At 67.9% G+C, this 21,316-nt stretch carries 21 protein-coding genes and 1 tRNA gene; 6 read left to right on the forward strand and 16 right to left on the reverse strand.

Going from position 1 to position 21,316, the window contains the following annotated elements; all coding sequences use genetic code 11:
* Positions 1-604: 604 nt before the first annotated feature.
* Together J1C47_RS16590 and J1C47_RS16595 are read left to right on the forward strand one after the other, a co-directional pair.
* Entirely contained in the window at positions 605-1,111 is a 507-nt protein-coding gene (locus J1C47_RS16590; RefSeq protein ID WP_207351906.1) for a hypothetical protein, read from the forward strand.
* Between the two features lie 460 nt (positions 1,112-1,571).
* On the forward strand, positions 1,572-2,000 hold the full coding sequence (locus J1C47_RS16595) for a L,D-transpeptidase family protein (RefSeq protein WP_207351907.1): 429 nt from the start codon (positions 1,572-1,574) through the stop codon (positions 1,998-2,000).
* A 75-nt stretch (positions 2,001-2,075) separates the two neighbouring features.
* Here J1C47_RS16595 and J1C47_RS16600 read toward each other — a convergent pair whose 3' ends face one another.
* From J1C47_RS16600 to J1C47_RS16620, 5 genes are all read right to left on the reverse strand, one after another.
* Complete coding sequence (locus J1C47_RS16600; RefSeq protein WP_207351908.1) at positions 2,076-3,029, reverse strand: lipid A biosynthesis lauroyl acyltransferase; 954 nt, start codon at positions 3,027-3,029, stop codon at positions 2,076-2,078.
* On the reverse strand, positions 3,026-4,096 hold the full coding sequence (locus J1C47_RS16605) for a zinc-binding dehydrogenase (protein ID WP_207351909.1): 1,071 nt from the start codon (positions 4,094-4,096) through the stop codon (positions 3,026-3,028). The genes J1C47_RS16600 and J1C47_RS16605 overlap by 4 nt, the downstream gene beginning before the upstream one ends.
* A 37-nt stretch (positions 4,097-4,133) precedes the next feature.
* Entirely contained in the window at positions 4,134-5,420 is a 1,287-nt protein-coding gene (locus tag J1C47_RS16610; RefSeq protein WP_207351910.1) for a beta-ketoacyl-ACP synthase, read from the reverse strand.
* A gap of 70 nt (positions 5,421-5,490) precedes the next feature.
* Positions 5,491-6,702, reverse strand: a complete 1,212-nt coding sequence (locus J1C47_RS16615) for a beta-ketoacyl-ACP synthase (RefSeq protein ID WP_207351911.1) — start codon at positions 6,700-6,702, stop codon at positions 5,491-5,493.
* Positions 6,703-6,863: 161 nt separating this feature from the next.
* Complete coding sequence (locus J1C47_RS16620; RefSeq protein WP_207351912.1) at positions 6,864-7,148, reverse strand: acyl carrier protein; 285 nt, start codon at positions 7,146-7,148, stop codon at positions 6,864-6,866.
* A 254-nt stretch (positions 7,149-7,402) separates the two neighbouring features.
* Here J1C47_RS16620 and J1C47_RS16625 point away from each other — a divergent pair, with 254 nt between their 5' ends.
* Entirely contained in the window at positions 7,403-7,960 is a 558-nt protein-coding gene (locus J1C47_RS16625; protein ID WP_207351913.1) for a MarR family winged helix-turn-helix transcriptional regulator, read from the forward strand.
* 365 nt (positions 7,961-8,325) lie between these two features.
* Here the strand turns inward: J1C47_RS16625 and J1C47_RS16630 are convergent, their stop codons facing one another.
* The 11 genes from J1C47_RS16630 to J1C47_RS16680 form a co-directional block, all read right to left on the reverse strand.
* Positions 8,326-9,468: a branched-chain amino acid ABC transporter substrate-binding protein gene (locus J1C47_RS16630; protein ID WP_207351914.1), complete on the reverse strand. Its 1,143-nt coding sequence runs from the start codon at positions 9,466-9,468 to the stop codon at positions 8,326-8,328.
* Between the two features lie 142 nt (positions 9,469-9,610).
* Positions 9,611-9,964, reverse strand: a complete 354-nt coding sequence (locus J1C47_RS16635; protein ID WP_207351915.1) for a DUF6867 family protein — start codon at positions 9,962-9,964, stop codon at positions 9,611-9,613.
* 1 nt (position 9,965) lies between these two features.
* On the reverse strand, positions 9,966-10,724 hold the full coding sequence (locus J1C47_RS16640) for an ABC transporter ATP-binding protein (protein ID WP_207351916.1): 759 nt from the start codon (positions 10,722-10,724) through the stop codon (positions 9,966-9,968).
* The gene (locus J1C47_RS16645; RefSeq protein ID WP_207351917.1) at positions 10,721-11,680 is read right to left on the reverse strand and encodes an ABC transporter ATP-binding protein; all 960 of its coding nucleotides are present in this window, start codon (positions 11,678-11,680) and stop codon (positions 10,721-10,723) included. The genes J1C47_RS16640 and J1C47_RS16645 overlap by 4 nt, the downstream gene beginning before the upstream one ends.
* Positions 11,680-13,137, reverse strand: a complete 1,458-nt coding sequence (livM, locus tag J1C47_RS16650; protein ID WP_207351918.1) for a high-affinity branched-chain amino acid ABC transporter permease LivM — start codon at positions 13,135-13,137, stop codon at positions 11,680-11,682. The genes J1C47_RS16645 and livM overlap by 1 nt, the downstream gene beginning before the upstream one ends.
* A 4-nt stretch (positions 13,138-13,141) precedes the next feature.
* Complete coding sequence (locus tag J1C47_RS16655) at positions 13,142-14,059, reverse strand: ABC transporter permease subunit (RefSeq protein WP_207351919.1); 918 nt, start codon at positions 14,057-14,059, stop codon at positions 13,142-13,144.
* Between the two features lie 224 nt (positions 14,060-14,283).
* A complete protein-coding gene (locus tag J1C47_RS16660; protein WP_207351920.1) occupies positions 14,284-15,132 on the reverse strand; it encodes a phosphatase PAP2 family protein in 849 nt (282 codons plus the stop codon).
* Between the two features lie 38 nt (positions 15,133-15,170).
* Positions 15,171-16,001 carry a 3-oxoadipate:acetyl-CoA acetyltransferase gene (locus J1C47_RS16665; protein WP_207351921.1) on the reverse strand — a complete coding sequence of 277 codons (831 nt, stop codon included), beginning with the start codon at positions 15,999-16,001 and terminating at the stop codon, positions 15,171-15,173.
* Positions 16,002-16,079: 78 nt separating this feature from the next.
* Positions 16,080-16,886 (reverse strand): fructosamine kinase family protein, encoded by an 807-nt coding sequence (locus tag J1C47_RS16670; protein WP_207351922.1) that lies wholly within the window; start codon positions 16,884-16,886, stop codon positions 16,080-16,082.
* On the reverse strand, positions 16,883-17,365 hold the full coding sequence (locus tag J1C47_RS16675) for a low molecular weight protein-tyrosine-phosphatase (protein WP_207351923.1): 483 nt from the start codon (positions 17,363-17,365) through the stop codon (positions 16,883-16,885). The genes J1C47_RS16670 and J1C47_RS16675 overlap by 4 nt, the downstream gene beginning before the upstream one ends.
* A 178-nt stretch (positions 17,366-17,543) precedes the next feature.
* Positions 17,544-17,618: transfer RNA gene (locus J1C47_RS16680), tRNA-Asn, on the reverse strand.
* Between the two features lie 317 nt (positions 17,619-17,935).
* Between J1C47_RS16680 and J1C47_RS16685 the strand changes: the two genes are divergently transcribed.
* The 3 genes from J1C47_RS16685 to J1C47_RS16695 all read left to right on the forward strand — a co-directional run bounded on the left by J1C47_RS16685 (position 17,936) and on the right by J1C47_RS16695 (position 21,260).
* Positions 17,936-18,175 carry a hypothetical protein gene (locus tag J1C47_RS16685; RefSeq protein WP_207351990.1) on the forward strand — a complete coding sequence of 80 codons (240 nt, stop codon included), beginning with the start codon at positions 17,936-17,938 and terminating at the stop codon, positions 18,173-18,175.
* Between the two features lie 231 nt (positions 18,176-18,406).
* Positions 18,407-19,843, forward strand: coding sequence for a UbiA family prenyltransferase (locus tag J1C47_RS16690; RefSeq protein WP_342592008.1), 1,437 nt, complete (start codon positions 18,407-18,409; stop codon positions 19,841-19,843).
* Between the two features lie 52 nt (positions 19,844-19,895).
* Positions 19,896-21,260, forward strand: a complete 1,365-nt coding sequence (locus J1C47_RS16695; protein WP_245396633.1) for an FAD-binding oxidoreductase — start codon at positions 19,896-19,898, stop codon at positions 21,258-21,260.
* The last annotated feature ends 56 nt before the right edge of the window (positions 21,261-21,316 follow it).

Genomic DNA, 21,316 nt, shown 5'->3' on the forward strand with positions numbered 1-21,316 from the left:
CCTCAAGAGGTCAGACCCCGCGATAGCCCCGGCGGGACGGAACTGACAAGCCGCATCGGGACACGGCAGAGGATAAACGCGCCGCGACCCGGCCGGCGGGCGGTCGGGCATCGATGGGAGCCGGACGTCGGACTTCGGCCATGTCGCGCAGGAGCGCGGAGGATCGGCGGCGGCCATGGCAGGGAGGTGCAGACACGAAAAAGGGCAGCGAGGGGGAAGCTGCCCTTTTTCGTCTGCATGTTGCGATCGAGGGGGATGATCGCTTGGGGGTGCCTGAATAATGCGCCGACGAAAGCAGGGTTCCCGACCGCCGAAATTTTTTTTGCGCCATCATGGTTTCCGGCGCCGCGTGCGCCTGCCGCCGCGGGAAGTCGCTGCCGGCAATTTTAACGATTTGTAACCTTCGACGGGGCGCTGCCGGGCTTTTCCGGCTTGGCGCCGCGCTTCGCTCGGGTGCATAGTGCCTCTACGCAAAGTTCGGGCGGAGCCTTCGGAGGATCAATTGGTCACGACGTTTCACGCTCTTCCCAAGCCGGGCTCCCACCCGAACGGATGGCCCTGCCGGATGCTCGTCTGCGGGCAGTCGGAAGCGCGTCGGTTCCATGTGGAATTGGCGCCGAGCCACGTCCTGTCGATCGTCACGCCGGGGCGCTCCTATCTCGGGCCGCGCGACGTTCCGCCCGACAGGCATCTGAAGATCGAGTTCGACGACGTCGAGGATGCCGCCCGGCCGGGCGCCCCGACCCTTTCGGCAATGCGCGAGATCATGGATTTTGCCGGCGCGCTTCCGGAGGAGGCGAGGCTCTGCCTGCACGGGCTGCAGGGCGTGCGCCGCGCCCCTGCCGTGGCGCTCGGCATCCTCGCGGCGAGCCTCCCGCCGACCGAGGCGGCCGCGGCGCTGAAGCCGTTCTGCCGGCATGCCCCGGATCCGAACCTTCTCGTGGTCGCCCTTTTCGACGAGCTTCTCGGCCTCGCCGGCGCGCTCAGCGCCGCCTGCCAGGCACGCTTCGTCGCCTCGCATGCGACGCTCCGACGTCGCGGCGACGAGGACGGCCCGGGTTTCGACTTCGACATGCTGGCGATGAAGGACGAGCAGGTCCGGCACGGCTGAGGCCCGGCCGGGGCCGGCCCGGGATGGACGAGCCGACCGGTGCCGTACGCGCGGCGAAGTCGACCGGGCGGCTGGGACAGGGCGACAGCGAGCACCGCTCGGCCTTGCGGCGGGCTCCTCGCGCCGCCGGGCGCTCTCTCACTTTTCCCGTCGGAAGACCTTTGAAGCGGCCGTCGTCCCTCGCCGCCTCTCGGCTTCGAGGGCTTGCGGATCGGCGCCGCGGGCTTCCGAGCGTTTCGCGGCCGATCGCCGAGACCTGCCGAAGGCATTGCGACGAACGTCCGGGATTCCTCTGCGTCGCCCCGAGGTGTTTTTCTGCGAGGCGAGCGCCGATCTTCTCGGCGCTAACCATAGCGGCGAAGCTTCGGACGATCACGACTTTGGCAATTGATTCACCAGTCCGCTCGATTTAGGTTTTTTCGGGGCAAAAGAACGACGACGTTTTGGCAGGAGTGGTGTTGTGAAACGAATTGTCCTTGCGGCCGCGGTCGCGATCGCCTCGTGCTTTGCTGCGGTGTCGGGAGCAGAAGCCGGTCTCGTGGCGAAGATCGATCTATCTTCGCAGACCCTGACGGTCATCAACGACGGCACGGTGATGTATCGCTGGCCGGTCTCGACTGCCCGGCGCGGCTACCGCACGCCGACCGGCAGCTGGACGCCGAAGCGCCTGCATCGCATGTGGTATTCCCGCAAATACGACATGTCGCCGATGCCCTATTCGGTGTTCTTCACCGGCGGCTACGCCATCCACGGCACGGGCGCGGTCAGCCGGCTCGGCCGGCCCGCCTCGCATGGCTGCGTGCGGCTGCATCCGGCGAACGCCAAGGTGTTCTACTCGCTGGTCAAGCAGAACGGCATGAGCAACACCCGCGTGGTCATCCAGCGCTGACCGCAGCGCCGGAGGCTTTTCCGGGACGAAACGGGCAAGGAGGTTCGCGGCGGCGACATTCGCCGCCGGCGCGGATCATGCCCGGCCCGTCCGTCGCTTGTTAAGCCGGCGCTTGATCTGCCAGCGGTCGTGGAACCACATCCACTGGTCCGGATGCTCGCGCACCCAGCCCTCGACGACGTCGTTGAGGGCCTGGCAGCTCTTCTCGACGTCGATTTCGCCGGCCCCGTCGCGCGGCAGATCGAGCCGCGGCTGGAGTTCCAGCCGGTATCTGCCGCCGGGAAGGCGGATGCAGCGGGCGGGATAGACCTCCGCGCCGTATTGCCGCGCGAGCTTCGGCAGAAGCGGATTGGTCTTCACCGGTAAGCCGAAGAACGTCGTCCTGACGCCTTTGCGGAATTTCTGATCGACCAGCACGCCGACGGAGCCGCCGCCCTTGAGGATGCCGGCGAGCGACCACACGGCCCCGGCCTTCGACGGGATCAGATGGCCGCCGGCGGTGCGGCGCGCCGCCTGGACGCGTCTTGCCACATAGACGTTGTTGGGCTGACGGAAGAGCGCGGTGAATTCGAGGCCGTAGGCGGCGGCGCCGATCGGCAGGAGCTCGAAGCAGCCGAGATGGCCGGTGAAGAAGATGAACGGCCCCTTGCGTTCGCGCAGCTCGACGAAGGTGTCGATGCCGGCGACCTCGATGCGGCCCTCGTTCGGCCGCGCCGGATCGAAGTCGAAGAGGTCGTCGAGATAGACGAACTCGGCGGCGATCCGGCCCATCTGACCCCAGTTCGCCTTGGCGGTCGCCTCGACCCAGGCGGCGTCCCTCTCCGGAAACGCCTGGGCGAGGTTCTCCTTGGCGAGCGCGTGGCGCGGCGACAGCGGGCCGAGCAGCCGAGCGGCCCGGTCGGCGATCGCAAGGCCCGCATCGGCGGGGAGCAGACGCAGGATGCGCAAGAGCCCGAACAGCGTCTTGGCGATGACGAAGTCGCCGGCGCGCTTCGCCCTAAGCGCGAATTTCAGAAACCGCGGGTTCATGCCGGGGCGGTGCTGCCGGCCTCTTTCGCGCCGTCCTGCCGGTCGACCCTCAGGACGATCTTGCCGAACACCTCGCGGGCCTCCATCCGCTTCAGCGCCAGATCGATCTCGTCCATGCCGATCTCGGAATCGATCACCGGATGGACGAGGCCGCGCGCCATCTTTTCCATCGCGTCGGCCATGTTCTCCATGCGGCAGCCGAAGGAGCCGAAGAGCTTCAATTGCTGCTGGAAGAGCTGCATGAGGTTGATCTGGGTGGAGACGCCCGAGGTCGAGCCGCAGGTGACCAGCCGGCCGCCGCGCTTTAGGCACAGCATCGAGCCTGCCCAGGTGTCGGCGCCGACATGTTCGAAGACGACGTCGACGCCCTTCTTCTTCGTCAGCTTGCGCGTGACGCCCTCGAAGCGGTCCGCCCGGTAATTGATGACGTGATCGGCGCCGAGCGCCTTGGCGCGCTCCACCTTGTCGTCGGAGCCGACGGTGGTGATCACCGTGCAGCCGGTGCGCTTGGCGAGCTGGATCGCCGCCGTGCCGATGCCCGAGCCGCCGGCATGGACGAGGATCGTCTCGCCCGGCTGGAGCTTCGCGTTGTCGAAGAGCATGTGCTCGACCGTGCCGAAGGTGACCGGCGCGAGCGCCGCGCCCACGGCGTCGCAGCCGGGCGGGGCAGGGACGACGAGGCGGGCGGGGAGGTTGATCTTCTCCTGGGCGAATCCGTCGAGATGGAAGCCGTGCACCCCCCCGACGTTTTCGCAGAGATTGTCGCGCCCCGCGCGGCAGTGGTGGCAGAGGCCGCAGGTGCGGGCGCCGTAGATCGCGACGAGCTGCCCGGGCAGGACGTTGCCGACGCCGGGCCCGATCGCCTCGACGACACCGGAAGCCTCGGCGCCGACGGTGAGCGGCAGCTTGCGCTTGGCGAACGCCATGCCGCGCCAGCCCCAGACGTCGATGTGGTTCAGCGCGACGGCGGCGATCCTCAACGTCACCTCGCCGGCAGCGGGCGGCGGCGGCGGCGGGACGTCGACGGAGCGGAGGTCGCGGTCGGCGACGAGTTGCAGTGCGCGCATGGAGAAAAGCCCTGAAGCGATGGTCCGGACGATGCGGTCAGGCGCCGGGGGCGCGGCCGAGCACGAGGCAGGCGTTCTGGCCGCCGAAGCCGAAGGAGTTGGAAAGGACGGTGCGTATCTCGGCGCGGCGCGCCTCGTTCGGCACGACGTCGAGCTCGATGGCGGGGTCGGGATTGTTGTAGTTGATCGTCGGCGGCAGCACGCCTTCCCGCAGCGACAGGATCGAGAAGGCCGCCTCGATGGCGCCGGCCGCCGTCAGCGTGTGGCCGATCATCGACTTGTTGGAGGAGATCGGCGTCTTCTTCAGCGTTTCGCCGAATACGGCGGCAAGCCCCGTCGCCTCCATCCGGTCGTTTTCCGGCGTCGAGGTGCCGTGGGCGTTGATGTAGTCGACGCCCTCCGGCTCAAGGCCGGCATCGGCGAGGCCGGCGCGGATCGCCGCGATGATCGGCGAGCCGTCAGGCTTGGACCTGGTGCGGTGGAAGTCGTCGGCCCGCTCGCCGCAGCCGAGGATCAGGCCGTGGATCGTCGCGCCGCGGGCCTTCGCCGCCGACAGGGATTCCAGCACCAGGGCGCCGGCGCCCTCGGCCATGACGAAGCCGTCGCGGTCCTTCGAAAACGGCTTCGAGGCCTTTTCCGGCACCTCGTTCTGCGTCGACAGGGCGGAGAGCAGCGAGAAGCGGATAAGCGATTCCTGGGTGATCGACCCGTCGGTGCCGATGGTGATCGCCCGGCTCGTCTCGCCGCGGCGGATCGCCTCGACGCCGAGCTGGATGGCGCTCGCGCCCGAGGCGCAGGCCGTCGACAGGGTGATCGGCAGGCCGCGGGTGCCCAGCCGATCGGCGAGGAGCTCGGAGATCCGGCTGCACTGGGTGAGATGGTAGATCGACGGATCGGGGTGCCTGCGGGCGATCTCGAGCAGCCGGTCGTAGCCGGCCTCGGCCGTCTCGGCGCCGTCCATGCGGTCGAGACCGATCCGGTGCTGCCATTCCATCTCGACGGGCGGGGCGGCGAGGAACAACGGGCCGCCGAAATCTCCGTCGTCGAGGCCGGCCATGGCGACGGCCTCGCTCCCGGCGGCTTCCGCCATGGCGTAGGACAGACCGGTCGAGGTCCGGCCCATCTCCCCCATGAAGTCGACGCTGCCGGAGATCGTCGTCCTCAGCCCGTCGGTCGAGAAGCGCTCGATCCGGTGGATCCCGGACCGGCCCGAGGTGAGCGCCCGCCAGTTCTCCTCGACGCCGCGGCCGAGGGAGGAGACGATGCCGATCCCGGTCACGGCGACGATCGGCCGGCCGAGGAAGTCGGTGTCGCTGGCGCTCATCGCTTGTCCTTCCTGTCGCTTGGTGGTCCGGGCCGTTCGGCCGGGCTGGTCCGCCCTTGTGCCGCGCACGTCACGCCGGGCTGTCCTCGATCTTTTCCACCAGGCACACGCCTTCGGCATGAAGATGGCCGATGCTCGTCACGACGGCGCGGCGGGGCGGCGCGCCGGCGGCACGCTCCTCGCCGGTGTCGAAGGCTGGAAGCGCCATGCCGCGCGCCAGGGCACCGGCGGCAATCGCGACGCCGGCCGGCATCTGCGCCTCGAAGGAATGGCCGAGCATCGTGCCGTAGGCGCGGACGGCCGCGCCGGGATACCGTTCGGCGAGCACCGCCCGCTCGGCAGCCGTCAGCTCTTCGATCCCCGTCGCGCCGGAAAGCACCATCAACTCATCGGACCCGCCCGAGGCTGCGGGCAGGAGATCGGCGAAGCGCTTCGCGGTCTTTCCGCCGCCGCGCCGGCCGCGGTCCCCGACCGCCGAGGTGAGCCGGGCATAGGCCCGCGCCGACCGCCGCGCGGCATGGGCGGGGGATTCCAGCACGAGGAACGCCCCGACGCTGCCGACGGCGATGCCCTGATGCGCGCCGGAACGGGCGAAGACCGGCCGCCATTCGTCCCTGAGCAGCAGGCCGGCGAGATCGAAGTTCAGGAGCAGATCCTTGCGCTCGGCGGAAAACGCGCTGCCGACGAGGCAGATCTCGCTCTGGCCGGAGGCGATCCGCGCCCGCGCGGAGTAGAGCGCCGAGATGCCGGCGGCCTCCTCGCCCATGAAGGTCCGCGACGAGCCGGTGACCTTGTGGACGATGGAGATGTTGCCGGCGAGGAGATTGGACAGCTGGGCGAGAAACAGCGTCGGCCGCAGCTCGGTGGAAAGCGTCTCGTTGATGACGGTCTCGACGTCGTTCGCGCCGCGGGCCCGCTCCAGCACCATGGCGTCGACCGCGGCGTCGCGTTCGCCGCCGCCGGCCGCGACGACCATGTCGATCTCGCTCCGCACGGCCTCGTCCATCGGAATGCCGGCATCTTCCAGCGCCAGCCCGGCCGAATAGGTGCCGAGCTTCTGCCAGGTCTCCATCTGGCGCTGGTCGCCCTTCTTGGGGATCTGCCGCGACCAGTCGATCGGCGGCAGGCCGTGGACGAAATAGGGTGCGAAGCCGTCGCTGCGGATGTTCGGCTGCAGGCCCGGTCCGCGGGCGAAGACGTCGAGATGCGTGCCGATCCCTTCGCCGAGGGATGAGACCAGACCGATCCCGGTGATCAGGACGTCCCTCTGCGTGTCGCTCATGCAAAGCTTCCATCAAGTCCGGAGGGCGGCGACGGCACGGGCGTCGCCGCTTCGCCCGCGGTTGCGGGCAAGGGCGCATATGGGCCTTGCCCCACGGAACGTGAAACGGCGGCCCGCGGGATCGCCGCGTCGATGCGCCGGAAGCCCGGCGCCGCGAGCGCTCAGCCGGCGGCCTTGGCCGCCCGCAATTCGTCGATCTTGGCGCAGAGATTCTTCAGGACGAAGTATTCCTCGGTCGGAACCTGCCCCTCGTTGACCTCCTGCGTCCACTTCTCGAGCGGGATCTTGATCCCGAACTCCTTGTCGATCGCAAAGACGATGTCGAGGAAGTCGAGGGAATCGATGCCGAGATCCTCGATCGTGTGGCTTTCCGGCGTGATTTCCGAGCGGTCGATCTCGCTGGTTTCGGCAATGATGTCGGCGACCCGGTCGAATGTTGACGACAATGACCCACCCTTATGCAACTGGTCTCTTCGGATTGGCGCGATGCTATAGGGAAAAGGCGGGCGAAAAGCAAAGTCTGTTCGATTCCCCTGTCCGCGTGGCAGCCATGACGGCGCCGGAGGGGCCGTGCGGCGGCCTCGGCGGGCGCCGATCGCCCGGACAAAATCCAACAGTCACGACTTGCAAGCCGGCTAAATCCGCGCGAAGCTGGCGTTGCGTGACGTGACCGGCGATCCATCGAGCCTCGAACGCGCGGATGCTGGCGCCGGCCGCGAGCCAGTTTGGCCAGAGAGCGCGAAGGCGGCCTGTTGCGAGGTCCGAGAGGCCGCGACGAGAAGACGACCGTTCTGAACCGAGGAGCCGGATCATGGGAGGCGTTGGGGACCAAGGTCTGCCACTTCTGATTTCAAATCGGCTGATTCGCGCGGCGACGGCGCTCGGCCGGGTCACGTCTCGCGTTCACAAGCGCGAGCAGGGCCTGACCTCTCCGGAATTCGCCGTGCTCGTGGCGCTGAGCGGCGAGCGATCCAAGCTCACCTCGTCGCACATCGTCGAAGTGACGGCGATGGACAAGACCAAGGTAAGCCGGGCGGTGGCGGCGCTTGACCAGCGCGGCTGGATCTCCCGCGAACGCGCGACGTCGGACCGGCGCTTCGAATATCTGACGCTCACCGAGACCGGCAGTAACGCGCTCGCGCATCTGATGCCGAAGATCTTCGAGGCGGAGTCCGCCGTTCTCAGCAGTCTCTCGGAGGACGAGCGGCTGGGTCTGGAGACGGGCCTGAAAGGCCTCGACCGGGCGATCAGCCACTGACACGAGATCCGCTCGATCTGAGCGGGGCTCGTCGCAAGCCCGCGCGGCGAATGAGCGGCTTTGTTTCCGGCATCACGACGTGATCTACCGGAAACCGTATGAGGCTCGGCAGACCGCCGGGACGCGTTCACGCAAGCCGGGCGCGGCCCGTGGTGAACCTCACCCCGGCAGATGCAAAAACGTCAGACGCAAAAAAAGGGTGCGGACCGCCGTCGTGGTCCGCACCCCGTCGATTATGATTCACAGGCGAGGCATCGGCCGGCCCTGCCGCATCGCCGCGGCGCGGCGCCGGTATGAGGGCCGACACTGCCGATCCGGCGTCCGGAGGATCAACTCCGGACGTCGGCTGCGGCGCGGGAAGAAGCTCAGTTGCTCTTCTTCTCGGTGCCCATCGCGTCGCCGGCGTCGGCCGATTCGACGTAGTCGTACTTGCCGTCCTTCCACTCGTAGACGACGTAGCCCGGCAGGGTGACGTCGCCCTTGTCGTCGAACTGCAGCGAGCCGATCACCGTGTCGAAGGTGCCGTCGTCGAGCGCCTTGACCACCGCGTCGTAGTCGGTCGAGCCGGCCTTCTCGGCCGCCTGCGCCCAGGCCTGGATCGCGGCATAGGTGTAGAGGACGTAGCCTTCCGCCGTCTGGCCCTTCTTGTTGAGCTCGTCGACGACCGGCTTGGCTTCCTCGTTCTTGCGCGGGTCCGGCGAGAAGGTCATCAGCGTGCCTTCGCCGGCGTCGCCGGTGATCGCCCAGTACTCGTCGGTGACCAGCGCGTCGCCGGACATGATCGTCGTCTTCATGCCCTGTTCGCGCATCTGGCGCGCCATCAGGCCGGCCTCGGTGTGGTAGCCCCCGATATAGACGAGATCGACGCCCGCCTGCTTCATCTTGGTGACCAGCGAGGTGTAGTCCTTCTCGCCCGCCGTGTAGGCCTCGACGAGCACCGGCTTGCCGCCGGCTTGCTCGTAGTATTTCTGCGTCTGGTCGGCGAGACCCTTGCCGTAGGCGGTCTTGTCGTTGATGATCGCGACCTTGGCGTCGGGGAAGTTCTTGGCGATGTAGTTGCCGGCGACCTCACCCTGCTGGTCGTCGCGGCCGCAGACGCGGAAGACGCCGTCGCCGGGACGCTTGTCGGTGAAGTCCGGATTGGTCGAGGCCGGCGAGATCTGGACGATCTGCTCGTCTGCATAGACCTGGCTCGCCGGGATCGAGGAACCCGAGCAGAAGTGGCCGGCGACGAAGGGCACGCCCTCGGAGGCGAAGTTGTTGGCGACGGCGACCGCCTGCTTCGGATCGCAGGCGTCGTCGCCGACCGAGAGCTTCAGCATCTCGCCGTTGACGCCGCCCTTGGCGTTGATGTCCGCGACCGCCTGCTCGGCACCGATCTTCAACTGTTCGCCGAAGCTCGCATACTGGCCGGTCATCGGGCCGGCGACGCCGATGGTGATGTCGGCAAGGGCCGCGCCCGCGAAGACCAGATTGAGCGCCGCGCCTAAAAGAAGTGCCTTCTTCATACGAACCTTCCCTATCGTTGGACGTTTCTGCGGCTTGAGCCGCAGCAGGTAGCAAATCTCCCCCTACCTGGCGGGGATTAAAGCCCGGATCGCCTCCGGATGGAAGCAGAACGGGCCGATGGCGACCGGCATTTCTGCGGCGTTACGCCGATTGCTGGTCGAGAAAACCGTATTGCCGCGACATCTGGAGGCCCCTGACATAGAGCCGGCCGGCCGCGGCGATGGCGAACAGCACGATGTAGTCGACGACGCCGTAATAGAGGCCGGTCTTAAAGCCCGTCGGCGGCAGCAGGAACGTGCCGTGGAACAGGCTGAAGTGGATGAACCGCACCGCGATCGCCAGCAGCAGCACGTAGAAGGCGAGCAGACCCCAGCCGCTCCAGGTCAGGGCCGTCGAGCGGCCGATCATCCAGGCGCCGCCGCCGCCGAGGAGGATGGTGACGAAGAAGAACTCCCAGAAGGAGACTTCCCAAAGAATGCCCATCGCATTCGTCATGTCAGTGCGCTCCCCCTTCCAGATAGGCGCTGCGCACCTCCTCACGGGCGAGAAGCTCCCGGCCGGTTCCGGCCATGGTGATCGCGCCGTTGACCATCACATAGCCGCGATGGGCGAGCCGCAGCGCATGGAAGGCGTTCTGCTCGACGAGGAAGACCGTCAGGCCCTCGCTGGCGTTGAGTTCGCGGATGACCTCGAAGATCTGCTTGACGACCAGCGGGGCGAGGCCGAGCGACGGCTCGTCGAGAAGCAGGAGCTTCGGCCGGCTCATCAGGGCGCGGCCGATGGCCAGCATCTGCTGTTCGCCGCCCGACAGCGTGCCGCCGCGCTGGCCGCGCCGCTCCTTGAGGCGCGGGAACAGCTCGAAGACCTTGCGCAGGTCATCCTCGAAATAGCGATCGTCCTCGAGAATCGCCCCCATCTGCAGGTTTTCCATCACCGTCATGCGCGGGAAGACGCGGCGGCCCTCCGGCGACTGGGCGATCGCCATCGACATGATGTCGTGGGTCGGCAGCCCGGTGATGTCCTTGCCGTTGTAGACGATGCGGCCGGTGCGCGCCTGCGGATTGCCGCAGATCGTCATCATCAGCGTCGACTTGCCGGCGCCGTTGGCGCCGATCAGCGTGACGATCTCGCCGCGATGCACCTCGATGTCGACGCCGCGCAGCGCCTGGATCTTGCCGTAGAAGGTCTCGACGCCGCTGACCGAGAGCAGGGGCTCGGCGTCGGGCTGCGCCGCGATGCGTTCCGCTGCACTCATCGGGCGTCTCCCTCGGCGCGCGTCGGCGCCGGCTTGACCTCGAGGTCGCGCTCGACGTCCTCGACCTCCTCGTCGTCGACGCCGAGATAGGCGGCGATGACCTTCGGGTCGCTGCGCACTTCGGGCGCCGTGCCGTCGGAGATCTTCTTGCCGTAGTCGAGGACGATGATGTGGTCGGAGATCTCCATCACGACGCCCATGTCGTGCTCGATCAAAAGCACCGACACGCCGTGATCGTCGCGGATGTATTTCAGCAGCGTGTTGAGCTCGGCTGATTCGCGCGGATTGAGGCCGGCGGCCGGCTCGTCGAGGCACAACAGCACCGGATTGGTGCAGAGCGCCCGGGCGATCTCGAGCCGCCGCTGGGCACCGTAGGGAAGGTCGGCCGCCGGATCGTCGGCGCGGTCGAGCAGGTTGACCCGCCGCAGCCATTCGACGGCGGTCTCCTTGGCGGCTTCCGCCGCGCGGCGATAGCCCGGCAGCCCGAGCAGGCCGCCGATGGTGTAGCCGGAGGCGCGCATCAGCTCGTTGTGCTGGGCGACGAGGAGGTTTTCCAGGACCGTCATGCCGCCGAAGAGGCGAATGTTCTGGAAGGTGCGGGCGACCCCGGCGACCTCGGTGATCTTGAAGTCGGCCATGCGCTCGAGCAGGAAGATCGAGCCCTTGTCGCCCTCGGCATACTGGCGGCCGCTGCGGGTGAGCTCGGCCAGCGCCTCGGGCGTCACGCTGCCGTCGCGGCGCAGCGCGATGCGGCCCTCGGTCGGCTTGTAGAAGCCGGTGACGCAGTTGAAGACGGTTGTCTTGCCGGCGCCGTTCGGCCCGATCAGGGCAGTGATGTCGCCGCGGCCGACGTCGAAGGAGAGGTCGTCGACGGCGACGAGGCCGCCGAAGCGCATGGTGAGGTGTTCGACGGACAGGACCGGATCGGCCGACCAGTTGCGGTTCTGCTTCAGCATCAGTGACCCTCGCCCTGGGCGACGAGATCGGCGCCGATCGCCTTCTTCTCCTTGTAGATCGCCGACGGCGAGCGGGTCGAGACGAGGCCGCGCGGCTTCCAGACCATGATCAGCACCATGGCGAGGCCGAAGATCAGCATGCGGTACTGGGTGGGATCGAAGCCGGTGCCGAAGATCGCCTGCAGGCCGGTCAGGTTGCGCAGCAGCTCGATGCCGCCGATCATCACCACCGAGGCGATGACGACGCCGAGCTGCGAGCCGAGGCCGCCGAGCACGACGATGGCGAGGATGATCGCCGATTCGATGAAGGTGAAGCTTTCGGGCGAGATGAAACCCTGGCGGGTGGCGAAGAACGACCCGGCGAAACCGCCGAACATGGCGCCGGTGGCGAAGGCCGTCAGCTTGACGTTGGTGGTGTTGATGCCGAGCGAGCGGCAGGCGATCTCGTCCTCGCGCAGCGCCTCCCAGGCGCGGCCGACGGGGAGCTTGCGCATGCGCATCGTCACGAAATTGGTCAGAAGAGCCAGCGCCAGGATGATGTAGTAGAGGAAGATGAAGCGCTGGATCGAGGAATATTCGATCCCGAAGAAGTCGGAAAACGAGCCCTTTCCGCGGGAGAATTCCAGGCCGAAGAGGGTGGGCTTGGGAATGCCGAGGATGCCGTTCGGACCGCCGGTGAAGGTGTACCAGTTCAACAGGACGACGCGGATGATCTCGCCGAAGGCGAGCGTCACGATGGCGAGATAATCACCCCTCAGCCGCAGCACCGGGAAGCCGAGCATCACGCCCCAGAGCGCCGCGAACAGGCCCGCCATCGGCAGGCAGACCCAGAAGCCGAGGTCGAAATTCGTCGCGAGCAGCGCGAATGAATAGGCCCCGACCGCGTAGAAGGCGACGTAGCCGAGGTCCAGCAGGCCGGCGAGGCCGACGACGATGTTGAGGCCCCAGCCGAGCATCACATAGGTGAGGATGAGGATCGCGAGATCGAGGAGATAGCGGTCCTGGCTCGGCAGGAAGATCGTCAGAAGGAAGGGCAGGGTCAGCGCGACGAAGAGGAGCACCGCCCCGACGACCTTGCCGATCGGCCATCCGGCGGTCGCCGCCGCGATCTTCTTCCAGCCGCCGACCGCCGGGCGTTCACCCGCGAAAACGAAGAAGGTGAGGAGGAAGCGGCCGACGAAGGTGATCGCGATCGCGACGAACCAGGTCCACGGGTCGACGGTCAGCGACAGGCCGCCGACCGCGATGTCGGTCTTCATGAAGAAGAAGAAGAAGGTCAGCACCGCGATCAGCCCGGCGGTGATGCCGGCTTCCTTCAGCGCCCTGACGAGGCGGCTGTCCTCGGCCGGCGCCTCGACGAAGGGCGGCTCGCCCCGCATCGCCTCGCGGCGGTCCTCCGAAAGCCGCTCGGCGCCTTCCGGGCGGTTGGCGGAGGCGGATTGGGTGATGTCGGCCATTGTCTCAGACCTTCTCGACCTCGGGCCGTCCGAGCAGGCCGGAGGGCAGGAAGATCAGCACGATGGCGAGGATCGAAAAGGCCGCGACGTCCTTGTATTCGACCGAGAAGTAGCCGGACCAGAAGGTCTCGATGAGGCCGATGGCGAGGCCGCCGAGCATTGCGCCGGGCAGCGAGCCGATGCCGCCGAGGACGGCGGCGGTGAACGCCTTCACCCCGGCGATGAAGCCGATGTAGAAGTCGATCACGCCGTAATAGAGCAGGTACATCATGCCGGCGACCGCAGCGAGCGAGGCCCCCATCACGAAGGTCAGCGAGATGGTGCGGTCGACGTTGACGCCGAGGAGCGAGGCCATCTTGCGATCCTGCTCGCAGGCGCGCTGCTGACGGCCGAGCGAGGTCTTCGAGATGATCAGCGAGAAGGCGGTCATCAGGACGACGGTCATGACGATGATGATGATCTGCATCCAGGAGATCTGGACGACGATCCCGTCGTGCGAGTCCATCAGGATCAGCCCGCCCTGGATCTGCGGGGGCAGCGGCTTGACCCGCGCGCCCTGGGTCACCTGGACGAAGTTCTGCAGGAAGATCGACATGCCGATGGCGGTGATCAGCGGCGCGAGGCGGAAGGAGCCGCGCAGCGGCCGATAGGCGACCCGCTCGATGGTCCAGCCCCAGGCCGCGGTGCAGATCATGGCGACGATCACCATGATGAGCAGCACCAGCGGCAGGAAGGTGATGCCGAGGGCGGCGAGACCGAGAAACACCGCGAGCGCGATGAACGACCCGATCATGAAGATCTCGCCATGGGCGAAATTGATCATGCCGATGATGCCGTAGACCATCGTGTAACCGATGGCGATCAGCCCATAGATCGAACCGAGGGTGACCCCGTTGATCAGCTGCTGCAGAAAATATTCCATCGACCGCCTTTTGCCGGTTCTTATCTGGTCAGGGCGTCGTCGCGCGGCTTTGTCGTCAGGAGCGCCACGTCACTGGGCATGATGAATTCCATAGCAGGGACGGGCATGGCAAGCCTCGGTGGCGAAAAAAGTCCCTGCGCCCGGACGTGCCGGGCCGGCCTGCGACGAAAGTCTGAGCCCGTTCGCCAGCGCCCGCCGCGGGACGCCGGCGGTTGTGCGGCGCCCTATTTTTGAGGGCGCGGCGCACCGCCCGCCGGTGCGCCGCGGGAGGCGAGGTCGCTGCGGATCGCTTCCCTCTCGTCTGGTTCTGCGAGGCCGATCGTCACCGGGCCCGCGACGTCCTGAGGGCTCGGCTCGACGGCGCCGCGGCTCTCCAGCCAGGTCGCGAGCAGCCACCACATCAGCGCCCAGGCGGCGCCCGCCGTCCAGCCGGCGAGGACGTCGGAAGGCCAGTGGACGCCGAGATAGACCCGGCTGATGCCGACGATCACCGTGAGGAAAACCGCGAGGCCGAGCAGGAAGGCCCGCACCCGCCGCCGCGGCTCGACGCGGGCGAGGAGAATCGCCAGCGTCAGATAGGTGACGGCGGACATCATCGAATGGCCGCTCGGAAAGCTCGCCGTGTAGACGTAATCGCCATGCGGGACGAGGTCGGGACGCGGCCTGTCGAAGCTGCGCTTGAGGACCTGGCCGACCAGGAAGCCGCCGGCGATCGCCGCGACGGTCATCACCATCGAGCGGTGCTTGCCGGAGATCAGAAGATAGATCGCGACGAAGGTGGTGATCATGATCAGGATGCCGGTGCCGCCGAGGGCGGTCACGTCGCGGCCGAATTCTTCCAGCCAGCGCGGACCGACCGGATCGGAAGGGTCGGTCGAGGAGCGCAGCGCCAGAAGGATCGTCCGGTCGAGCCCCTTGGTGTCGCCCTCGACGACCTCGCCGGCGAGCGCGACGAAGGCCCAGATCGCCCCGGCGGCGAGCAGCGCGCCGATCAGCGTCCAGAGTTCCACCTTCGACCAGAGCCGGAGCGAAAGCTGGCGAATCCAATGCGCGGTCCTGCCGGTGTCGATCATCGCGTCCGTTCCGAGGCGTTTTCTTGAAGGGAGGGGAATCAGGCGGCGGGAAGCGACAGGATGCGCCGCGCCTCGGCCGGTGTCGCGACCCGGCGGCCATGCCGTTCGCAGCGTTCGGCGGCAAGCCGGACCAGCGCGGCATTCGAGGGTGCGAGCGCGTCGCGGCTGAGCCTAACGTTGTCCTCGAGGCCGGTCCGGCAGTGGCCGCCGGCGTCGAGGCTCCAGTCGACCAGCGTCGTCTGGAAACGGCCGATGCCGGCGCCGGTGAAGGTCGCGTCCGGGGCGAGGCGCTTCAGGGTCGCCGCGAAGAACGCAAAGCTCTCGCGATCGGCCGGCATCGCATTCTTCACCCCCATCACGAACTGGACGTGAAGCGGCCCTTCGATCCGGCCTTCCTCAGCCATCTGGACGGCCTTGAAGATCATCGACAGGTCGAACGCCTCGATCTCCGGCTTCACGCCGTGGCGCAGCATCTCCTCGGCCAGCCAGTCGACGAGATCGGGGGAATTTTCGTAGACCCGCGTCGGGAAGTTCACCGAACCCGTCGACAGCGAGGCCATGTCCGGCTTCAGCGAGAGCATGCCGCCGCGCTCGCGCCCGCTTCCCGATCGCCCGCCGGTCGAAAACTGCACGATCATGCCGGGGCAGTACCGGCGCACGCCTTCCATCAGCCGGGCGAATTTCTCCGGGTCCGACGAGGGCGTCCCGTCGTCGTTGCGGACATGGCAGTGGACGAGGCTCGCGCCGGCCTCGAACGCCGCGTGAGTCGATTCGACCTGCTCGGGGACGCTGATCGGCACGGCCGGGTTGTTCGCCTTGGTGGGCAGCGACCCGGTGATCGCGACGGTGATGATGCAGGGCTCGGTCATGCCCGACTATCTGGCCGTAAGACGTCAATCGGAAAGGCAGCACCGGGCGGGCGGATCGCCGCGGCAGGCGCCGGGGCTTCAGAAGCCGGCCACGCGGAGGAATCCCTCGACCATGCCGCGATAGCCGGCGCCGAAGAGGTTGAGATGGACGAGCGCCGGCCACAGGGCATAGACGGGCGCGCGTTCGCGGTGACCGTCCGGCAGTGCGCCATATGCCTCGAAGAACGCCCGGCTCGGCCGGGCGAAGAGCGACAGCATGGCGATGTCGATCTCGCCGTCGCCGAAATAGCAGGCGGGATCGATGAGCCCCGACACCCGGCCGCCGGAGGTCAGCACGTTGCCGCTCCAGAGATCGCCGTGGAGGAGGGCGGGCGACGGTCGCCGCGGCAGGATCTCTGCGAGCCTGCCGCACAAGGCGTCGACGCGGCGCTCGACGTCGGCGCCGGTGCCGCGGGCGGCGGCAAGCAGGCGATGCTCGGCATAGAAGGCCGGCCAGTCGTCGGACGACCGGTTGACGATCGGAAGCCGGCCGAAGGCATAGTCATCCGGCCAGCCATAGGATTCGCCCTTCGTCCCGTGCAGGCGCCGCAGCACCCGGCCGAGGTCGCCCCAGGCGGCGGCAAGGCCGCCGTCGTCGGGCAGACGCCCGATCGCCAGCACCTCTGCACCCGAGGCGAAGACCTGCGGCGCCGGAACGCCGGCCTTCCTGAGCGCGCCCAGCATCCGGGCCTCCGCTTCGGGCGAGGGACCGGACTTCACCAGCATCTCGCGGCCGTCCGTCAGGCGGACGAGCTCGACGCTCGACAGGGAGCCGCCGGCGAAATGCCGGGCTTCGGCGACCTTGCCGGCAACGAGTTCGGCGGCTCGTCCGGCAAGATCCGTCATTGATCCGCGGCTTTCCCCTTCAGTTCCGCGACCAGCGCCTCCGCGCCGGCGACGGCATCGCGCCACGCCGTGTCGAAGGCGGCATCCTGATCGTAATAGGGATCGGCGACCGACTGGCCCTCGCGCCCGGAGACGTGATCGAGGAGGAGGCTGACCTTGGCGGTGGAATCTGCCGGCGCGAACCGGCGCAGGCCGGCGAGATTCTCCGTGTCGAGCCCGACCACGTGATCGAAGCGGTAGAAGTCCTCGCGGGTGACGAGGCGCGCCCGCTTTTGGCCGATGTCGATGCCGTTCCGCATCGCGACGGCCTGCGCCCGGCGGTCCGGCGGAAAACCGATGTGGTAGCGGCCGAGGCCGGCAGATTCGACGTGGAGGGAGAGCTTCTCGCGTTCCGCCGCGGCGCGCATGGCGGCTTCCGCCAGCGGCGAACGGCAGATGTTGCCCAGGCACACGAAGAGGATGGCGGGCGGTTCATTCATGACGGGTCTTTCTCGGCAATCTTACAAGTTGAATCTTGGGGGCCGCAGCCGCGGGCGCCACACGCTCTCCCGCGTCACAGGGCCGCACCCGGCGGCGCAGGGCGGCGAAAACGCCGACGCGGCCCGACGACCGTTTCGGTCGGTGGCTTTCAGTCGTCGTCTTTCTTGAAAAGCGCGGTGGCTCCCCGGGCCGGATTCGAACCAGCGACCTGTCGATTAACAGTCGAATGCTCTACCGCTGAGCTACCGGGGAATACGCGGCACCGCGTTGGCGTGGCCTATAGCAAAGGCCTTCGCCCTTTGCCAAGCCTCGGCGGGAAAAAAGCTCACCGGTCCGGAAATTGCCGGAATCCCGGCGTCGACCGCCGGCCGGCGCCCGGCAGCGAGGCCGATTGCGCTCCGCTGCCGGCGCTCCCATCTCTGCCTCCACATTTCGTGAAGACGCGTCGGAGACGAGGCATGGCATCGACGCCGGAAGGCAGGGAGGATCGCAGGCGGCCGGAAGACGCGGCGCCGGACGCGTCTTTCGACGGTCAGGGGGCGTCGGAGCGGAGCGGGACGCGCGCGAGGCTGCGCCTCTTCGGGCGGGAGTTTCCGCTGCCCGGGTCGAAACCCTGGCGGATCGCGCTCGGCAGCGCCCTCCTTGTCGGCGGCATCCTCGGTTTCCTGCCGATCCTCGGATTCTGGATGGCGCCGCTCGGCCTCGTCGTCCTGTCTGTCGATTCGCCGCTCATGCGGCGCTGGCGGCGGCGCATGGACGTGCGGATCGCCAGGTGGCGCCGGTCGCGCCGCCGAGGGCGCGCCTCTTGAGGGCCGCGCCGGCGGCGGACGGGTCCGACTGCCGGCAGCGGCGGCACGACTTCGCGCCGCCGAGGTCGATCGAATCGAGCGACGCGGATTCACCGTTCCTTTGCCACATCCGGCGATAGCGGCCGTTCGCACGCGCCGGATCCGCGATCCTCAACGCCCTCGAAACCGTCAGCGACGAGAATGGTCGCCACGACAGGGAGCCGAAACTCCCGGTTCCGAGGGAGAGGTTTCGTGGACGCTTGCGTTGGCCAGAAAGACCGTCCGATCTACGTCGATCTCGACGGCACCCTGATCAAGAGCGACATGCTGTGGGAGACGCTGTTCCTCACCGCCCGCCAGTCGCCCCTCCGCCTCGCGCAGCTTCCCGGCTGGTACCTTGCCGGCAAGGCACGGATGAAGGCGGAACTCGCCGCCGGGATCAACTTTGATCCGGCGCTGGTTCCCTATCGCGAGGACGTCCTTCGCCAGCTTCGCGCGGCCAAGGCGCAGGGCCGGCGCATCGTCCTCGCCACCGGCGCCAACGAGCGGCTCGCCCATGCGATCGCCGACCATCTCGGTCTGTTCGACGAGGTGATGGCGTCCTGCGACGCGGTGAACCTCACCTCGGACCGCAAGCTGGAGCGGATCACCGCCAGCTGCGGGGAGGAGGGCTTCGACTATCTCGGCAATTCGCGTGACGACATCTGCCTGCTCGAGGCGGCGGCCGAGGCGACCGTCGTCGCGCCCGACCGCACGGCCCGCCGCTGGCAGCGGACGAGCGGCGCCGAGCTGATCGTCGCGGAGGGCAATCCGGTCCGGGCGGCGCTGAAGGCGATGCGGCCGCACCAGTGGGCGAAGAACGTCCTCGTCTTCGTTCCGACCGCGCTGACCCACGAGTTCTTCAACCTCGGCATGATCGTCGAGGCGATGATCGCGTTTCTCGCCTTCTCCTTCGCCGCGTCCTCGGTCTACATCCTCAACGACCTCGTCGACCTGACCGCCGACCGCAAGCACAAGACCAAGCGCAACCGGCCTTTCGCCAGCGGCACGCTGAAGATCCCGGACGGGCTCAAGCTCGCCGCCGGACTACTGGCGACGTCGCTGGTGCTCGGCCTCTTGCTGCCGCCGGCCTTCCTCGGGGTGCTCGCGGTCTATCTCGTCGCCACCACCGCCTATTCGATGGTGATCAAGCGGATGCTGCTGATCGACGTGCTGACGCTCGCCGGCCTCTACACCACCCGCATCATGGCGGGTGTCGCCGCGACGGACGTGTCGGTGTCGTTCTGGCTGCTGGCCTTCTCCTTGTTCTTCTTCCTCTCGCTCGCGCTGGTGAAGCGCTACACCGAGCTCATGGATTTCGGCTCCGGCGCCGAGCGGTCCAAGACCGGCCGCGGCTATGTCGACGCCGATCTGGAGACGCTCGCCCAGGCCGGCATGGCCTCGGGCTTCGCGGCGGTGATGGTGCTCGCGCTCTACATCAACAGCCCCGAGGTCCTGACGCATTACCAGGTGCCCTGGCTGGTCTGGCCGCTCTGTCCGATCCTCCTCTACATCATCGTGCGGATCTGGGTGCTGGCGCGGCGCAACCAGATGCACGACGATCCGGTCGTCTTCATGCTGCAGGACTGGCGCAGCCAGATGATGATCGGCATCGGTGGCGTGATGTTCCTCCTGGCCGCCTATGCGTGAGAGTGCCGACCACGACAGCTGGGGCCGGCTGAACCGCCGGCCGCGTGCGGCAATGCCGATGCGCGAGGCGATCCTCGATCCCGCACCGGCGACGGGCGAGGGCGGCTATCTGCCCTTCGGCAACGGCCGCTCCTACGGCGACTCCTGCCACAACGACGCCGGCGTCCTCGTCGACGCGCGGATCGGGTTTTTGCCGCAGATTCACGCCTTCGACGTGGAGACGGGACTCCTCACCGCCGATGCGGGGGTGCTGTTCTCCGAGATCACCCGGCACGTCGCGCCGCATGGCTGGTTCCTGCCGGTCACCCCCGGCACACAGTTCGTCACGCTCGGCGGGGCGATCGCCAACGACATCCACGGCAAGAACCACCATCGTCGGGGAACGTTCGGCCGTTGGGTCGAGGCGATCGAGCTCGAACGCTCCGATCTCGGCCGCCTCACGCTGACGCCGGAGGAGAACGCGGAGCTGTTCGCCGCCACCATCTCCGGCATGGGGCTGACCGGCCTCATCCGCCGCGCCACCGTGCGGCTGATGCGGGTGCCGTCGCTGTCGATCGTCGAGACGACGACCCGCTTCGACCGGCTCGCCGACTATTTCGACCTCGCCGCCGAAGCCGACGCGGCGCACGAATACGCCGTCGCCTGGATCGACTCGCTCGCCGGCGGCAGCAGCCTCGGGCGCGGACACCTGATCTGCGGCGACCACGCCGCGAAGGGCGATCATACCGGCGAGGCCTCGCCGCGGCTCGCCGGCGTTCCCTTCACCCCGCCGGTCAGTCCGCTCGCCGGCCCGCTGCTGAAGGCGTTCAACGAGGCCTACTACCGCAAGGCCCGGCCCGGCACGCGGCAGCGCACGGTGCCGTTTTCCGGCTTCTTCTACCCGCTCGACCGCATCGGCGACTGGAACCGCCTCTACGGTCCCCGCGGCCTGTTCCAGCACCAGAGCGTCGTCCCCCTCGCCGACGGCGAGGCGGTGGTGCGGGCGCTGATCGAATGCGCCAGGAGCCACGGTCACGGCTCATTCCTGACGGTGCTGAAGCGGTTCGGCGATCTGAAGAGCCCGGGCCTCACCAGTTTTCCGCGTCCCGGCTACACGCTGACGCTCGACTTTCCGCATCGCGGCGCGCGGACGCTGGCGCTTCTCGCCGAACTCGACCGGATCACCGTCGAGGCCGGCGGCGCCGTCAATCCCTACAAGGACGCGCGGATGTCGCCCGCGACCTTCGCGGCGGGCTTTCCGCACCACGCCGCGCTGGAGGCGCTGCGCGATCCCGCCGCCATGTCGGACTTCTGGCGGCGGACCGGAATGCGCCTCGGCGCGGCGCCGGCGGCAAACCCCGCCGATGCAGACAATTCGAGCGATCCGGCGGACGCTTCCTTTACCATCGCCGGGACAATACTTGGCGCCCGCGCCTGAGGGCGACGACCTTTAACCCATCACTGAACTTCAGGCCTTATGACGTTCGGTCATGG

Origin of the sequence: Jiella sonneratiae, from assembly GCF_017353515.1 — a bacterium.
GTDB classification, from domain to species: Bacteria; Pseudomonadota; Alphaproteobacteria; order Rhizobiales; family Rhizobiaceae; genus Jiella; species Jiella sonneratiae.

Bases quoted from the DNA above. Each gene is read 5' to 3' on its own strand.
- J1C47_RS16600 (WP_207351908.1), bottom strand. From the start codon at position 3,029: ATGAACCCGCGGTTTCTGAAATTCGCGCTTAGGGCGAAGCGCGCCGGC.
- J1C47_RS16605 (WP_207351909.1), bottom strand. From the start codon at position 4,096: ATGCGCGCACTGCAACTCGTCGCCGACCGCGACCTCCGCTCCGTCGAC.
- J1C47_RS16610 (WP_207351910.1), bottom strand. From the start codon at position 5,420: ATGAGCGCCAGCGACACCGACTTCCTCGGCCGGCCGATCGTCGCCGTG.
- J1C47_RS16615 (WP_207351911.1), bottom strand. From the start codon at position 6,702: ATGAGCGACACGCAGAGGGACGTCCTGATCACCGGGATCGGTCTGGTC.
- J1C47_RS16625 (WP_207351913.1), top strand. From the start codon at position 7,403: ATGCTGGCGCCGGCCGCGAGCCAGTTTGGCCAGAGAGCGCGAAGGCGG.
- J1C47_RS16630 (WP_207351914.1), bottom strand. From the start codon at position 9,468: ATGAAGAAGGCACTTCTTTTAGGCGCGGCGCTCAATCTGGTCTTCGCG.
- J1C47_RS16635 (WP_207351915.1), bottom strand. From the start codon at position 9,964: ATGACGAATGCGATGGGCATTCTTTGGGAAGTCTCCTTCTGGGAGTTC.
- J1C47_RS16640 (WP_207351916.1), bottom strand. From the start codon at position 10,724: ATGAGTGCAGCGGAACGCATCGCGGCGCAGCCCGACGCCGAGCCCCTG.
- J1C47_RS16645 (WP_207351917.1), bottom strand. From the start codon at position 11,680: ATGCTGAAGCAGAACCGCAACTGGTCGGCCGATCCGGTCCTGTCCGTC.
- livM (WP_207351918.1), bottom strand. From the start codon at position 13,137: ATGGCCGACATCACCCAATCCGCCTCCGCCAACCGCCCGGAAGGCGCC.
- J1C47_RS16655 (WP_207351919.1), bottom strand. From the start codon at position 14,059: ATGGAATATTTTCTGCAGCAGCTGATCAACGGGGTCACCCTCGGTTCG.
- J1C47_RS16660 (WP_207351920.1), bottom strand. From the start codon at position 15,132: ATGATCGACACCGGCAGGACCGCGCATTGGATTCGCCAGCTTTCGCTC.
- J1C47_RS16665 (WP_207351921.1), bottom strand. From the start codon at position 16,001: ATGACCGAGCCCTGCATCATCACCGTCGCGATCACCGGGTCGCTGCCC.
- J1C47_RS16670 (WP_207351922.1), bottom strand. From the start codon at position 16,886: ATGACGGATCTTGCCGGACGAGCCGCCGAACTCGTTGCCGGCAAGGTC.
- J1C47_RS16675 (WP_207351923.1), bottom strand. From the start codon at position 17,365: ATGAATGAACCGCCCGCCATCCTCTTCGTGTGCCTGGGCAACATCTGC.
- J1C47_RS16695 (WP_245396633.1), top strand. From the start codon at position 19,896: ATGCCGATGCGCGAGGCGATCCTCGATCCCGCACCGGCGACGGGCGAG.